Annotated in this window: 12 protein-coding genes; 8 read left to right on the plus strand and 4 right to left on the minus strand. The window is 70.4% G+C overall.

Annotated features, from left to right (window positions below; all coding sequences use genetic code 11):
- Positions 1–159 precede the first annotated feature (159 nt).
- Positions 160–951 carry a thioesterase family protein gene (locus tag E1202_RS10985; RefSeq protein ID WP_165943823.1) on the minus strand — a complete coding sequence of 264 codons (792 nt, stop codon included), beginning with the start codon at positions 949–951 and terminating at the stop codon, positions 160–162.
- A gap of 133 nt (positions 952–1,084) precedes the next feature.
- On the opposite strand from E1202_RS10985, the gene E1202_RS10990 reads away from it, so the two are divergent.
- Positions 1,085–2,263 (plus strand): LLM class flavin-dependent oxidoreductase, encoded by a 1,179-nt coding sequence (locus tag E1202_RS10990; protein ID WP_132682686.1) that lies wholly within the window; start codon positions 1,085–1,087, stop codon positions 2,261–2,263.
- 48 nt (positions 2,264–2,311) lie between these two features.
- Here the strand turns inward: E1202_RS10990 and tkt are convergent, their stop codons facing one another.
- The 3 genes from tkt to hxlA form a co-directional block, all read right to left on the minus strand.
- Complete coding sequence (gene tkt, locus E1202_RS10995) at positions 2,312–4,435, minus strand: transketolase (protein ID WP_207918555.1); 2,124 nt, start codon at positions 4,433–4,435, stop codon at positions 2,312–2,314.
- Positions 4,436–4,483: 48 nt separating this feature from the next.
- Entirely contained in the window at positions 4,484–4,750 is a 267-nt protein-coding gene (locus tag E1202_RS11000; RefSeq protein ID WP_207918556.1) for a hypothetical protein, read from the minus strand.
- Positions 4,751–4,831: 81 nt separating this feature from the next.
- Positions 4,832–5,458 carry a 3-hexulose-6-phosphate synthase gene (gene hxlA, locus E1202_RS11005; protein ID WP_132682688.1) on the minus strand — a complete coding sequence of 209 codons (627 nt, stop codon included), beginning with the start codon at positions 5,456–5,458 and terminating at the stop codon, positions 4,832–4,834.
- 463 nt (positions 5,459–5,921) lie between these two features.
- Here hxlA and hxlB point away from each other — a divergent pair, with 463 nt between their 5' ends.
- The 7 genes from hxlB (at position 5,922) to E1202_RS11040 (ending at position 15,491) form a co-directional block, all read left to right on the plus strand.
- The gene (hxlB, locus tag E1202_RS11010; RefSeq protein ID WP_132682689.1) at positions 5,922–6,527 is read left to right on the plus strand and encodes a 6-phospho-3-hexuloisomerase; all 606 of its coding nucleotides are present in this window, start codon (positions 5,922–5,924) and stop codon (positions 6,525–6,527) included.
- 46 nt (positions 6,528–6,573) lie between these two features.
- Complete coding sequence (glpX, locus tag E1202_RS11015; RefSeq protein WP_132682691.1) at positions 6,574–7,554, plus strand: class II fructose-bisphosphatase; 981 nt, start codon at positions 6,574–6,576, stop codon at positions 7,552–7,554.
- Positions 7,551–8,918 carry an ATP-dependent 6-phosphofructokinase gene (locus E1202_RS11020; RefSeq protein WP_132682692.1) on the plus strand — a complete coding sequence of 456 codons (1,368 nt, stop codon included), beginning with the start codon at positions 7,551–7,553 and terminating at the stop codon, positions 8,916–8,918. Before glpX ends, E1202_RS11020 begins: the two co-directional genes overlap by 4 nt.
- Positions 8,919–9,193: 275 nt before the next feature.
- A complete protein-coding gene (locus E1202_RS11025; RefSeq protein WP_132682694.1) occupies positions 9,194–10,594 on the plus strand; it encodes a DNA-binding protein in 1,401 nt (466 codons plus the stop codon).
- 24 nt (positions 10,595–10,618) lie between these two features.
- The gene (gene katG, locus E1202_RS11030; protein ID WP_132682696.1) at positions 10,619–12,838 is read left to right on the plus strand and encodes a catalase/peroxidase HPI; all 2,220 of its coding nucleotides are present in this window, start codon (positions 10,619–10,621) and stop codon (positions 12,836–12,838) included.
- Between the two features lie 491 nt (positions 12,839–13,329).
- Complete coding sequence (locus tag E1202_RS11035; protein WP_132625630.1) at positions 13,330–13,791, plus strand: MSMEG_3727 family PQQ-associated protein; 462 nt, start codon at positions 13,330–13,332, stop codon at positions 13,789–13,791.
- Positions 13,792–13,805: 14 nt separating this feature from the next.
- A complete protein-coding gene (locus E1202_RS11040; RefSeq protein ID WP_132682697.1) occupies positions 13,806–15,491 on the plus strand; it encodes a PQQ-dependent dehydrogenase, methanol/ethanol family in 1,686 nt (561 codons plus the stop codon).
- Positions 15,492–15,579: the final 88 nt, after the last annotated feature.

Here is a 15,579-nt window from a genome sequence, read left to right on the forward strand (position 1 = left end):
CGCGTTACGTGCACGTGGTGGGTGAGTTCCCGATGACGGTGACCGGCAAGGTCCGCAAGGTCGAGATGCGCGAAGAAGCGCGCCGCCTCCTCGACCTGTAGCGCGCCGGGGACCCGGAATACCGCAGTATTCGGGCTCCTCGGGTGTGATCGAGGTCGTTCAGCGGTGGTTGAGGGCGTTTCCCGAGAGCGCGAGTTGGCGGCTCTGGGCGACCAGGCGGCCTCGGGAGTCGTAGACGGCCGCGTCCTCGTTGAACCAGCCGTCGGCGCTCAGCGCGCCGCAGCGGGTGTAGGCGGCGATCGGGCCGGGCGCGGGGAGTCCGCGCAGCTGGTAGGTCAGCTCGACGGTCGGGCACCACCCTCCGTGGCCCAGGCCGAACACCGTGGGTGGGAGCAGGTCGACCGCGACGATCAGCGACAGCGGGTCGAAGTCGGTGCCGTCGGTGAGCTGCATCCAGCCGCGCACCTCGTCGCCGGAGGTCTCGCCGCGCAGGAACGCCGTGGCGTGCGGGTCGAGTCGCACGTCGATGTGGCCGAGCAGGTTCTCGGCCGGGGTGCGGTGCTCGTCGCACTCGTCGAACGGTGTGATCGGCGGCTGCTGGTGGGCTTCCCACTCGTGGGCTGCGTCGGAGATCTCGCCCGCCGTGACCGCGGCCTCGATGCAGGACTTGCCGTTCTGCACCATGCGGGCGTGCACGGTGGTGTACAGCCGCCCGCGCTTGACCGCTTCGGTGTGCAGCTCGACCGCGCCGACGTCCGGTGAGCGCAGGAAGTGCGTGCTGACGGCGAGCGGGTGGGTGCGGCCGGCGGTGGTGAGCGCGGCCTTGGTCAGCAGCGCCATCATGTACCCGCCGTGCGGGTTCTTCCCGAGCGACCACTCGTCGTCCAATGTGGACTCGTAGACCCCGTCGCGGAGCTCCGTCGTGGTCGTCGCCTCGGTGAAGGAACCCATGCCGGGCAGGTTACCTGCTCGAACGAGTTTCGGAATGCATCTCGATTCGCGGCGGCCTCCGGCTTGCAAAGGATCAGCCGATGATGTGACCTGGGTTACTGACTCGCGTGGATCGCGGACGAAGGAGACGGTCATGAGCAGGTTGCGGTTCGGGGTTTTCCTCGCCCCCTTTCACCCGGCCGGGCAGAACCCGACCCTGGCCATGCAGCGGGACCTGCGGCTGATGGAGCACCTCGACGACATCGGGTTCGACGAGGCGTGGATCGGCGAGCACCACTCCGCGGGCAGCGAGATCATCGCCTCGCCGGAGATCTTCATCGCCGCCGCCGCCGAGCGCACCCGCAACATCAGGTTCGGCACCGGCGTGACCTCCGTCAGCTACCACAACCCGCTGTGGGTGGCCGACCGGATGGTCATGCTCGACCACCTGACCAGGGGTCGTTCGATGCTCGGCGTGGGCCCCGGTTCGCTGCCCACCGACTCGGCGATGATCGGGCTCAACCCGACCGACACGCGCGAACTGCTCGACATCAACTTCGACATCATCATGCGGCTGCTGGCGGGAGACACCGTCACCGAGCAGACCCCGACGCACAGGCTGGTCGACGCCCGGCTTCAGCTGCGGCCCTACACCGAGCCGTGCTTCGACGTCGCCGTGGCCGCCGTCGCCTCGCCCACCGGCCCGCGGCTGGCCGGTCGCCACGGTGCCGGGCTGCTGTCCATCGGCGCCACGCTCACCCAGGAGGGCTTCGACGCGCTGGCGCACCACTGGAGCGTGGTGGAGGAGCGGGCCTCCCACTTCGGGCAGCCCGCGCCGGATCGCTCCGGGTGGCGTCTGGTCGGGCTCATGCACATCGCTGAAACCCGGGAGCAGGCGTACAAGGACGTCGAGCACGGCATCGAGCAGTGGTTCACCTACTTCCAGAAGGTGGCCGCGTTCCCGCAGATGGCCGTGGACGGCTCGAACATCCGCGAGATGATCGACTTCATCAACGAGGCAGGCATCGGCGCCATCGGCACGCCGGAGGACGCCCGCGCGCAGGTGCAGCGCCTCGCCGACCAGTCCGGCGGCTTCGGCGCGATGCTCCTGCTGGCCCACGAGTGGGCCAACCCCGAGGCCACGAAGCGCTCCTACGAACTCATCGCGCAGGACGTCCTGCCGCACTTCCAGGGACACGGCATCAGCCACCACGAGTCGACCGTGCGCGCCAAGGAACGCGCCCGCGACACCCGCAGCGATCACGCCCAGCAGCAGCTGGCGGCCGTGGAGCGCATGACGGAGAAGTACGCCAAGGAAGTCGCCGACGGCTGAACCGGCCGCCGGCGAACGCCGGGTGGAGCGGGCGGATCGTCGTCGGGCTCAGCCCGCCCGGAGCGCGTTCAGCGAGCGCCGCGCCGCGGTCGTGACCGCCTCGGCCGTGATGCCGAACTCGGCGTACAACCGCTGGTGGTCGGCCGAGGCGCCGAAGTGCTCCAGCGAGACGATCTCGCCCGCGTCGCCGACGAAGCGGTGCCACGGCTGGGCGATGCCCGCCTCCACCGCGACCCTCGCCCGCACCGATGGGGGCAGCACGGACCGGCGGTAGGAGTCGTCCTGGGCGTCGAACCACTCCACGCACGGCATCGACACCACGCGCGTCGGGATTCCCCCGGCCTCCAGGGACTTCCTGGCCGCCACCGCCAGCTGCACCTCCGACCCGGTCGCGATCAGCAGCACCTCGGGACTGCCGGACGAGGCCTCGGCGAGCACGTAACCGCCGCGGGCGACGCCGCGCGGGTCCGTGCCCTGAAGCGTCGGCACTCCCTGACGGGTCAGCGCCAGACCGGCGGGGCCGTCGGGGGCGTCCAGCACGGTCTTCCACGCCGCAGCGGTCTCGTTGGCGTCGGCCGGGCGCACGACCGCCAGACCGGGGATCGCGCGCAGGCTCGCCAGGTGCTCGACCGGCTGGTGCGTCGGACCGTCCTCGCCGAGCCCGATCGAGTCGTGGGTCCACACGTAGATCACCGGCAGCCGCATCAACGCCGCCAACCGGACCGCGGGGCGCATGTAGTCGCTGAAGACCATGAAAGTGCCGCCGTAGGGCCGTGTTCCGCCGTGCAGCGCGATGCCGTTGAGGATCGAACCCATCGCGTGCTCGCGGACGCCGAAGTGCAGCGTCCGCCCGTAGGGCTGGGCGTTCCACGTGCTGGTGGAGATGCTCTCCGGGCCGAACGAGTCCGCGCCCTTCATCGTCGTGTTGTTGCTCTCCGCCAGGTCGGCGGAACCGCCCCACAGCTCGGGAAGCGCTTCGGCCAGGGACACCAGCACCTCCGCCGACGCCTTGCGGGTCGCGATGCCCTTCTCGTCGGGTTCCCAGCTGGGCAGCCCGTCGGACCACCCGGAGGGCAGATCGCGGGCCAGCATCCGGTCCAGCAGCGCCTTGCGCCGGGGGTTCGCAGCGGCCCACGCGTCGAAGGCGATCTGCCACTTCTCGTGGGCGGCCCTGCCGCGCTCGGCGACCGCGCGGGTGTGGTCCAGCACCTCGTCGTCGACCTGGAACGACCGCTCGGGGTCGAAGCCCAGCAGCGCCTTGACCTCGGCCAGCTCCTCGGCGCCCAGCGCCGCGCCGTGGGCCTTGCCGGTGTTCATCTTCGTCGGTGCCGGGTAGCCGATGACCGTGCGCAGCACGACGAGGCTCGGCCGCTCGGTCTCGGCGCGAGCGGCCGCCAGCGCGTCGAGGATGCCGGTGACGCACTCGCCGCCGTCGACGGTGGCGACGTGCCAGCCGTAGGACTCGTAGCGCTTGGCGGTGTCCTCGGACAGCGCGATCCTCGTGTCGTCCTCGATGGAGATCTCGTTGGCGTCGTAGATGACCGTGAGGTTGCCCAGCCGCTGCGTGCCGGCCAGCGAGGACGCCTCGGAGGTCACGCCCTCCTCGATGTCGCCGTCGGAGGCGATCACGTAGACGTGGTGGTCGAAAACGCTGTCACCGGGCTCGGAATCGGGATCCAGCAGCCCGCGCTCGCGGCGTGCGGCCATCGCCATGCCCACCGCGTTGGCCAGTCCCTGGCCCAACGGACCGGTCGTGGTCTCCACACCCGCGGTGTGGCCGTGCTCCGGGTGGCCCGGGGTCAGCGAGCCCCACTTGCGCAGCGCCTTGAGGTCGTCGAGCTCCAGACCGTAGCCCGACAGGAACAGCTGCACGTACAGCGTGAGGCTCGAATGCCCCGCCGAGAGCACGAAGCGGTCGCGCCCGAGCCAGTTCGCGTCGTTCGGATCGTGCCGCATGACGTGCTGGAACAGCGCGTGCGCGACCGGAGCCAGGCTCATGGCGGTGCCGGGGTGCCCGCTGCCGCAGTTCTCCACGGCGTCGGCGGCCAGCACGCGCGCGGTGTCGATCGCGCGCCGGTCCAGGTCGGTCCAGTCGTCGGGCAGGTGTGCGGTGGTCAACCGGTCGAGCTCGTCGCTCACCCGGTGCTGGGCGGTGGGCTGGTTCGCGATCATGGACGCGCACTCCTGATGCTCGGTGTTGGCGGAGAGCTGCCGCGGATGTCAGGCCGGCCACATCCGGGAGAGCTCGGGATGGTCGTCGTCGACGAGGCGATGCGCCAGCGCGATCGCCTCGTCCCGGTCGATCTCGTGGAGGGCCGGTTCGGACCTGGCGACGCCCTCCAGGACGTTGGCCAGGGCTTCGGCCGCGTTCGGGGACGTGCTGCCGTCGCCGCCGCGCGCGTGGCGCCGCCGCATCACCGCCGCGGCGTCCAGCAGCAGGGCGCGCTGCGCTTCGCGCAGGTCCGCATCGCCGTGGGAGCTCCCCATGTCACTTCCCCCTTCTCCTGCCGCGACATCCGGCCGGGAGGGCGCTCGGGCACTCCCGGCCGTGCCGCGGTCGTGGTGCGGTCAGCGGATGAGGCTCTTGAGGTTCTTCGCGGCCGCGGCCGGGTCCTTGGCGCTGCGGATCGCGCCACCGGCGACCGCGACGGTCGCGCCGGCGTCCTGCACCGCCGCGATGGATTCACCCGTGATGCCACCGGCGATGGAGAACGGAACCCCGGCCTGACGCCCGTCGTCGAGCAGCGCCTGGATCGTGTAGCCGGGCTTGGCCTGCTCGTCGAGCCCGGCGTGGATCTCCACGAACGACACGCCCATCTTCGACACCTCGCGGATGCGGGCCACCCGGTCGGTCACCACGGTGATCATGTCGGCGACGACGTCCTTGCCGTGCTTGCGGCCGGCGGCGACGGCCCCGCGCACGGTGTCGTCGTCGGCGGCGCCCATCACGGTGACCAGGTCGGCGCCCGCGGCGAAGGCGAGGTCGGCCTCCAGCTCACCGGCATCGGCGGTCTTCATGTCGGCGAAGACGAGCTTGTCCGGGTGCGCGGCCTTGATCGCCTTGATCGCGTCGAGCCCCTCGGCCTTGATCAGCGGCGTTCCCAGCTCGAGGATGTCCACGTGATCCGCGGCCTGGCGAGCGAGGGTCAGCGCGTCTTCGAGGGTGGCGACGTCCAGTGCTACCTGCAGCTTCACGGCAATCTCCTCAATTCGTGGTGCTCGGCGGATTTCAGGGTTTCGTGCGATTCCGCGATTTCGGAAACGAGCAACGGCTTGTGACAGTGCACCGATCTCCACAACCCGGTCAACGGCGGAGGAACGAACGGATGCCACGGCGGAACAAACGGCCGGAACGCCCTCCCGGAAGGCAATTCGCGGGAGTGCGCCGATGGTGATCTCCAGTCCGCTGACGAGCGAGAACGGCCGTTTGAGCGGGCTTCCGGGCCGTTCGTTCCGCCCGGATGGCTGTTCGTGACCGCTCTGTTGACCGGGTCCGGGCGTCGGTGCAGTCTCACAACCGCAGAATGCGTCCCGGAAATGCGACCGCGGGAACCGCGGATTCGCCACGAGGGCGGAATCCAGGAATGGGAACGCGCGATTTCACGATCGCCGATGCGTGCCTGGAGTTCTTCGACGAACGCAGTGGGGAGTGGCTCAGATGACCGGAACGGACACCGCTGACCAGAACATCGGCGACAGGCTCAACCCGCCGCACTTCAGCTACGCGACGCTGGCCATCAGCGGCGAGGTGGACCGCGTGCGCCGGGACGTCCAGCCCGCGGCCTGGGCCCGCGCCGGAGCGATGCTGCTCAACGCGACGGCGGTGTTCACCGTCGGCGGCGGGCGCAGCGGACTGGCCCTGCAGATGGCCGCGATGCGCTTCATGCACCTCGGGCTCTCCGCGCACGTCGTGGGGGAGACGACCGCACCGGCGATCGGCGCCGGTGACGTCCTGGTCGCCGCATCCGGCTCCGGCACCACCTCCCGCGTGGTGCGGGCGGCCGAAACCGCGCGCGCGCAAGGCGCGAACGTCATCGCGCTGACCACCGCGCCCGACTCGCCGCTGGCCGCGCTCGCGACCGAGGTGCTGGTCATCCCCGCCGCCGACAAGCAGGACTTCGAGGGCAAGGCGTCGGAGCAGTACGCGGGAAGCCTGTTCGAGCAGTCGGTCCTGCTGCTCAGCGACGCGCTGTTCCACGCGCTGTGGCGGTCCAGCGGCGTGCAGGCCCGCGACCTGTGGCGGCTGCACGCGAATCTGGAGTGACCGGAGCCGGAAACGCAGGCAGGCCAGCCGAAACTGAGGAGTCGAGATGCACCGGACCGCACCGCGAACCCGCACCGACGTCCGCACCCTGGAGGCGATCGCGCTGGCCGCCACGCACAGCGCGGCCATCGCCAGCCGCGCCTGGGTGGGGCGGCACGACAAGAACGCCGCCGACGCAGCGGCCACCGAGGCCATGCGCCAGGTGCTCGCCGACGCCCCCGGCCGGGGAACGGTCGTCATCGGGGAAGGCGAGAAGGACGAGGCTCCGATGCTCTACAACGGCGAGACCGTCGGCAACGGCTGCGGCCCGGACTTCGACATCGCCGTCGACCCGCTCGAAGGCACCTCGTTCTGCGCCAAGAACCACCCGGGTGCGATGGCCACCATCGCCTTCGCCGAACCAGGGACGCTCTGGTCGCCCGGCCCCGGCTTCTACATGGACAAGGTCGTGGTGCCGCCGCGGGCGAGGGGCGTCGTCGACCTCGCCGACACGCCCGAGCGCACCCTGGCCAACGTCGCCCACGCCCTCGGCAAGCCGGTCCACCGGCTGCGCGTGGTCGTCATGGACAAGCCGCGCCACCAGGAGCTGATCGCCCGATTGCTGCGAGCCGGCGCGTCCGTGCACACCCCGGCCGAAGGCGACGTCGCGGGCAGTCTCGAAGTGCTGCTGCCGACCGGCGATGCCGACCTGCTGCTCGGCATCGGTGGCACGCCCGAGGGCGTGATGACGGCCGCCGCGGTCCGGGCGCTGGGCGGTGACATGCTCGGTCGTCTCGCCCCGCAGCGCGAGGAGGAAGCGGCCGCCATCCGCGCGGCGGGCATGGACGTCGACCGCGTCTACACCTGCGACGAGCTCGTCGGCGGCGATGCGCTGTTCGCCGCCACCGGCGTCACCGGCGGGTCGCTGCTGAGCCGTCCCCGGGAGTCCGAGGGCACCGTGCTCGCCGAGTCCATGCTGATCTCCAACGGCCAGGTGCGTCGCATCGCGCACACCGGCGCGCATCCGAACAGGGGTGGGATCCGATGACGCTGCACCTGGACGACCTGCGGGTCCGCCACCTCGGCGAATGCCGCCACGACTCGCCGCTGTCCGCGCTGCTCGCCGCCAAGCGGACCTCGCCGCACTACGTGGCCGAGGGCGACCGGGTCCTGCTGGAGGACACCGTGTCGATGCTCGCCGAGCACGGCCTCCCGCCCGAGGAACTGCCGAGCTTCGAGGCCGCCGGTCCGCGCCGCAAGATCTACTTCGACCCGGCGCGGGTCACCGCCGGCATCGTCACCTGCGGAGGGCTGTGCCCCGGGCTCAACGACGTCATCCGCGGCCTGGTGCAGGAGCTGACCGTGCAGTACGACGTCAAGCGCATCGTGGGCTTCCGCAACGGGCTTCGCGGCCTGACCGCCCGGCACCGCGACGACACCATCGAGCTGACCCCGGACCGCGTGCGCGACATCCACAACGCGGGCGGCACCATCCTGGGCAGCTCGCGGGGCGCGCAGGACCCGGAGGAGATGGTCGACAGCCTCCTGCTGCGCGGCATCAACGTCCTGTTCGTCATCGGCGGGGACGGGGGCATGAACGCCGCGACGAACCTGGCCGCGGCGATCCGGGCGCGCGGGCTGGACATCGCGGTCATCGGCGTGCCCAAGACGATCGACAACGACCTGCCCTACACCGACCAGTCCTTCGGGTTCCAGAGCGCTTTCGCGCAGGCGGCCAACTTCATCTCCTCGGTCTCCATCGAGGCCGCGGCCAGCCCGGACGGGATCGGCATCGTGAAGCTGATGGGCCGGCATTCCGGGTTCATCGCCTGCTACGCCTCGCTGGCCCGCAACGCGGCGGACATCGTCCTCATCCCGGAGGTCCCCTTCGCCCTGGAGGGCGAGGACGGGCTGCTGGCCCGCGTCGAGCGGCACGTGCGGTCGAAGGGCTTCGTGGTCATCGTCGTCGCCGAAGGGGCGGGTCAGGACCTGCTCGCCGAGCGGGGCCTGCTGGAGGGCGGCGCCACGGACGCCTCCGGCAACGCCAAGCTCGGCGACATCGGCGGGTTGCTCCGGGAGACCATCACCGCGCACCTGACGGCGGCCGGGCTGGCGCCGACGGTGCGCTACATCGACCCGAGCTACGCCATCCGCAGCGTGACCGCCAACGCCTACGACAGCGTCTACTGCCTGCGCCTGGCCCATGCCGCGGTGCACGCGGCCATGGCCGGTCGCACGGAGACCGCGGTGGTGCGCTGGCGGCGGCGGTTCGTGCACGTGCCGATGCCGCTGATCATCAGCCACCGCAACCAGGTCGATCCGGACGGCGATCTGTGGATGTCGGTGCTCGAAGCGACCGGCGACCTCGTCCTGGACCCGGCACCGCAGCCCCCGCTGCTCGTCGAGAGGTGACCCGGACCACCGCTGGTTGTCGCCGGGCCGCCGCTCGTGCGCCGTTCGCCAGCGGTCGTCGCGTTCTGCTTGCCCCGCGAAACTCGCACGACGTAGCTTTCGGCCCGAGGTCATGAAGGCCGGAGCGCGAGACCCTCAAAAGCCCGTTCGCCTCGGGATTCGTGACGTGCTCCCCACGAGCCGGCGGTCCGCGCGCGACGCGGTTCGTCCCGGTGCGCGAGTACCCACGTCCGCACGCGTTCCGGGTTGGTGAGAAGACCAAAGGCGGTCCCCAGATGGTAGACATGCACCGGCTCGACCTCCCGGCCCGCAAACCGCGCAAGGCCACGGTGTACGAAGCGTGGGAGCGCTTCGTGCGGGGTGAGGACGACGTCCGCGGCGTGCGGCCGGAGGTGGCGCTGTCCTGGCACCGCTGCCGGGACCAGTACGGCGTCGACCCGTCGCTGACCGAGGCGCCGGTCGCCACGGCCGACGTCGACCACGCGCTGGAGCACGACGTCGTGTTCGCCGAACTGGGTTTTCGCGCGGCCTCGGTCGTGGACGAGGTGAGCAACATCGGTGGCGTCGTGACGGTCGCCGACGCCTCCGGCCGGGTCCTGGCCGAGTGGGGCGACAAGGCCACGCGCTCCTTCGCCGCCAAGGCCAACCTGGCGCCCTGGTACTGCTGGTCGGAGTGCGCGACCGGCACCAACGGCATGGGAACCGCGCTGGAGACGACGTCTCCCGTGGTGATCAGGGGTGCCGAGCACTGGTGCCAGGCCTTCCACGACTGGACCTGCGCGGGCGTGGCGGTGCGCGACGTGGTGACCAAGGAACCGGTCGCGGTCCTCAACATCTCGTGCTGGCGCAGCGAGCTGCCGAAGGCCGCGGGTGCGTGGCTGAGCAACGCCGCCAGCCGGACGCAGTTCATGCTCCGCCGCCGCGCCCGCGACGCCGGAGCGGAGCTGGTCGCGGCCTACAACCACGCGCGTTCTCGTTCGGGCGCGTCGGTGGCCGCGCTGGATCCCGCCGGTCGCGTGGTGATCGCCGACGACAAGGCGAGCGTGCTGCTCGGCGTGCCGAGCGCGACGCCCGCGCCCGACCCGGCGGTGCGGTGGAACCCGAGGCTTCCGGAGCTGATCAAAGCCGCCCGGTACGCCGCCAAGCAGGCGTCGCACAACCCGTCCTGGGTCGGTTCCACGCAGGTCTTCACGCACCTCGCCGACGATCCGACACCGATCAGCTTCCGGCCGGTGTTCCTGTCCGGGCACCTGGTCGGCAACCTCGTGTCGTTCGGGCTCTCCGAGGGCGAGCAGTTGCCGCGCGCGGACAGCGGGGGAGGTTCCCTCGGCCAGTGCCACGCGCCGCGGATCGTCGCGACCAGGGAGAACCGGATGGTGCTGCTGCGCCCGCCCGAGGTCTCCTTCGCCGAGTCGGACGGCAACGACGTCTGGCTGTCCACCGACCAGGGCCGCCTGCGCGCGGCGACGCCGGCGCTGGACAAGCTCGAACGGGAGCTCGGCGGCAGCGGATTCCTCCGCGTGCACCGCCAGTACGTGGTCAACCTCGACCGCGTCCGGGAGGTCGAGCGCGGTTTCAAGGGCGAGCTGGCGCTGGTGATGGACGGCCAGGCGGACGCGATGGTGCCGGTGTCGCGGCGCAACGCCCCGGCGGTGCGGCGCGAGCTGGGCATCTGAGGTCGCCTGGGAGGGAGGTGCGCGATGCCGGAGAACCCGGATGCGGTGGCGGTCACGCGGAACTACGACCAGAGCGTGCGACGGCGCGTCGAGCGGTCGCGGAACCATCCGGCGGCGGGTGGTGACAACCGCGACTGGTGGCCGGGTCGGCTGGACCTGGGGATCCTGGCCAAGCACCATCCGGCGGCGAACCCGCTGGGCGCGGGTTTCGACTACCCGGCCGAGTTCGCGAAGCTCGACCTCGACGCGGTGGCCCGCGACATCGACGAGGTCCTGACGACCTCGCAGGACTGGTGGCCGGCCGATTTCGGGCACTACGGGCCGCTGGTGCTGCGCATGGCGTGGCATTGCGCGGGGACGTACCGCATCGGCGACGGCCGAGGTGGCGCGAGCACCGGGATGCAGCGCTTCGCGCCGACCAACAGCTGGCCGGACAACCGGAACCTGGACAAGGCCCGGCGCTTGTTGTGGCCGGTCAAGCAGAAGTACGGCCGCAGCATCTCCTGGGCCGACCTCATGGTCTTCGCCGGCAACCGCGCTCTGGAGTCCATGGGCTTCACGACCCTGGGTTTCGCCGGAGGCCGCGAGGACGTGTGGGAATCCGAGGCCGACGTCTACTGGGGCCCGGAACGCGCCTGGCTCGCCGACGAGCGCCACACCGGGGTGCGGGATCTGCAGGAGCCCCTCGCCGCCGACGAGATGGGCTTGATCTACGTCGACCCGCAGGGGCCCTCGACGCTGCCCGATCCGATCGCGGCGGGCCGTGCGATCCGGGAGTCGTTCCGGCGGATGGGGATGAACGACGAGGAGACCGTCGCGCTCATCGTCGGCGGGCACACCTTCGGCAAGACCCACGGCGCCGCCGACCTGCACCACCTCGCGGCCGAACCCGAGGGCGCGGGCTTGGAGGAACAGGGCCTGGGTTGGCGGAACAGCTACGGGACCGGCAAGGGGCCGGACACGATCTCGACGGGGTTGGAGGGGATCTGGACGCCCACCCCGACCCGGTGGGACAACTCGTTCCTGGAAACCCTCTTCGCCTACGAGTGGGACGTCGTGCTCAGCCCGGCCGGGCTCTGGCAGTGGGTGCCGAGCGAGAGACAGGGGCACGGCACGGCCCCGGACCCCCACGACCCGTTGAAGCGGCACGCGCCGACGATGCTCACCACCGACCTGGCGCTGCAGGAAGACCCCGGCTACGCCCCGATCGCCCGCCGGTTCCTCGCCCGCCCCGACGAGCTCGCCGACACCTTCGCGCGAGCGTGGTTCAAGCTCACCCACATCGACATGGGACCCCGGCACAACTACCTCGGACCGCTGGTTCCCGCGGAGCGGACGATCTGGCAGGACCCGCTGCCCGAGGTCGACCACGACCTCGTCGACGACACCGACATCACCGACCTCAAGAACCGCATCGCGGCCAGCGGGATCCCGATCCCGCAGCTGGTGTTCACCGCCTGGGCCTCCGCGTCCACCTACCGCGACAGCGACAGGCGCGGCGGCGCCGACGGAGCCCGCATCCGCCTCGCACCCCAACGCCACTGGGAAGCCAACGACCCCGCCACCACCGGGCCCGTGCTGGCCGCGCTGGAGGGCATCCAGGAGGAGTTCAACGCTGAAAGCGATGAGGGGAAGCGGATTTCGCTCGCCGACCTCATCGTCCTCGCCGGCTGCGCGGCGATCGAGCGCGCGGCTCACGGCCTCCGGGTGCCCTTCACCCCCGGACGCACCGACGCGACCCAGGAGTGGACCGACGTCGACTCCTTCGCCGCGCTCGAACCCACCGCGGACGGCTTCCGCAACTACATCAGCCGGACACCGCAGCTGCCGGCCGAACACCTGCTGATCGACCGCGCGAACCAGCTGCGGTTGAGCGCCCCCGAGATGACGGTCCTCGTCGGTGGACTCCGCGCTCTCGGAGCCCATCACGGCAGCACGCCGCTGGGCGTGCTCACCGCACGACCGGGCGAGCTGACGAACGACTTCTTCACCAACCTCCTCGACATGAACGTCGAATGGGCACCGAGGTCGGTCACGCGCGGGATCGCCACCACCTTCGAAGGGCGTGATCGCGCTACCGGAGAACTCCGGTGGACGGCCGGCCGGGTCGATCTCGTCTTCGGTTCGCACTCCGAATTGCGCGCTCCAGCGGAGTTCTACGCCGCCGAACCGGAGCAGTTCTCGCGCGATTTCGCATCGGCCTGGGACAAGGTCATGAACCTCGGTCGACCGGAAATGCGCTGACGCCGCGCGCATTCGGGGAAAATTCGCCGTGGAACGCATCATCAGCGCGCCCGAAGGTGTCTTCTACCAAGTGGAATTCGGCGGTGAATCGATTCCCCGGACTGCCTTCTCCGATTGCGGAAAGGTGCTCGTGAGCGCTGGTCGCCGAGGTCCTTCCGGGGCCCAACTCCGTTGGGCGGTAGTTGATTCCGGGCGAGCGGTGCACGCGAACCGGTTAGCGGTCAACTCTTCCGAAGTCGTTGTGCGGACCGTAAAATTGATGAGTATCACAGGGTGAATCGAACAGCACTCCGGCCTGGCGATCACATTCGGAACCTCCGTTGACCGGGCCGCTGAGAACCTGTGGCGGGGAACGCTGCTCCAGCCGAGACGCGCTGATGGCGGCTGATTTTCGTCCCGCGCCGTCGCGACGACCGTGTCCGCGTTCCGCGAGCACATCGGCGTGGCGTGAGTGATCCGGAATCGGGATTCGAACGAGGAGGTGAGGTCCAATGACGTCAACCCAAGAGCGTGAAGACCTTCTGAGTGAACTCGGCTTGGACGCGCAGAACAGCGCAGCGATCGGCCGCGTGCTGGGCACCGGCAACATCCTGCGGGCCACCGAGCGGGCCGACGGCACGATGGAGGCGACCATCCGGATCAGGGAGGACGAGATCTGCTGGGACCCGGCGATTCTCGTGCTGCCGCACGGTGGCGACGTCGAGCTGACGATCATCAACGACGACAAGAACACGCACGCCTGCCTGCTCCCGAGCAACGGCGACAAGAAGTTCATCTGGCTGCTGAACCACTCGAAGGGTCGGGCGAAGCTCAACCTGGACGGCCCCGGCTACTACTGGTACAGCTCCCCGGGCGGCAACGACGAGGGTCGCGGCCTGACCGCCGCCATCGTGGTGCTCGGCGAGGTACCGCCGGAAGCCCGTCTCGACCGCCCCGACCAGCCGCGCCGGTAGAAAGGATCGAACTGATGACAGTCGAATACGTTGACGCCGGTGACGCGATCGATCACGGAGCGCTGAGCGCCGTTTCCGGCACCGCTCCGGCCGTCACCGACAACATCGACTACGAGCGCATCCTCAACGCGCGCTCGGAATCGCACAACTGGATCACCTACTACGGCGACTACGACGGCAAGCGGTACAGCCTGCTGGACCAGATCAACACCGAGAACGTCAAGCGCCTCGGTCCGGCCTGGATCTTCCAGGCGGGAACTTCCGGGCAGATCGCCGGTGCCTCGACCTACGCCTTCGAGACCTGTCCGCTGGTCGTCGACGGCGTCATGTACGTGACCGGCTGGGACGGCTGGTTCTGGGCCCTGGACGCCAAGACCGGTGAGCAGCTCTGGCGCTACAAGCACGCGGTTCCCTTCGACGTCTCGCTGTGCTGCGGCAACGTCAACCGCGGTTCCGCGGTGGCCAACGGCAAGGTCTACTTCGTGACCCCCAACGCCCACCTGCTCGCGCTGGACGCCACCAACGGCGAGAAGGTCTGGGAGAAGACCATCGGCGACGTCCGCGCGGGCGAGAGCGCCTCGCTGGCCCCGCTGGTCATCAAGGACACGATCATCACCGGCAGCGCCGGCGGCGAGTTCGGCGTGCGCGGGCACATCGACTGCTGGGACCTGGAGACCGGTGAGCAGCGCTGGCGCTGCTACACCGTGCCCAAGCCCGGTGAGCCGGGCTCGGAGACCTGGCCGGCTGACGGCGAGGCGTGGGCGCGCGGCGGCGCCAACCACTGGGTCACCGGCACCTACGACCCCGAGACGAACCTGTACTACGCGGGCACCGGCAACCCGGCGCCCGACTTCGACGGCGCGGTGCGCGAGGGCGACAACCTCTACACCGACAGCGTCGTCGCGGTCGACGTCGACACCGGCCAGATCCGCTGGCACTACCAGTTCACCCCGCACGACCTGTGGGACTACGACTCCACGATGGAGATGACCCTGTTCGAGCGGGACGGGAAGAAGCTCCTCGGGCACTTCGACAAGAACGGCTACTTCTTCGTGCTCGACCGCACCAACGGCGAGCTGCAGCACGTGACGCCGTTCGTCGACCGGATCGACTGGGGCACCATCACCCGCGACGGCAAGGTGACCCCGCGCAAGTACCCGGACAAGGAGGGCGAGCCCGTCCACTTCTACCCCGGCCCGGCCGGGGCGAAGGAGTGGACGCACGCCGCCTACAGCCCGCGCACCGACATGTTCTACGTGCCGGTCGCCGACGTGGGCGCGACCGCGACCCGGCGTCGTCGCGAGTTCAAGGAAGGCATGCCGTACTGGGGTGCCGCCGTGCAGGTGGACATCGACAACATGGCCGGGTCGGTCAGCGCGTTCGACTCCCACGGGGAGGAGAAGTGGCGCTGGCGCAACCCGTACCCGATGGCCTCCTCCGTGCTCGCGACTGCCGGTGACGTCGTGTTCGCCGGCACGCCGACGGGCGAGTTCCTGGCCCTGGACGCCCGGACCGGTGAGGAGCTGTGGAAGTTCCAGTGCGGGAGCGGCCACCACGGCAGTCCCATGACCTACTCGATCGACGGCAAGCAGTACGTCGCCGTTCCGGTCGGCTGGGGCGGCTGGCTGGAGGGCATCATCCCCGGCATGCTCGGCGCGGGCCACGGCAGCGCGCTGATCGTGTTCACGCTGCCGGACTGATCGGCGGGAGTGACGACCGCACCGCGATCGGCGGTGCGGTGGGGTGAAGGAGACATCCGGCCGGGGTGCGAGCGCACGGCGCCCGCAC

Origin of the sequence: Saccharopolyspora karakumensis (genome assembly GCF_004349225.1) — a bacterium.
Lineage (GTDB): Bacteria > Actinomycetota > Actinomycetes > Mycobacteriales > Pseudonocardiaceae > Saccharopolyspora > Saccharopolyspora endophytica.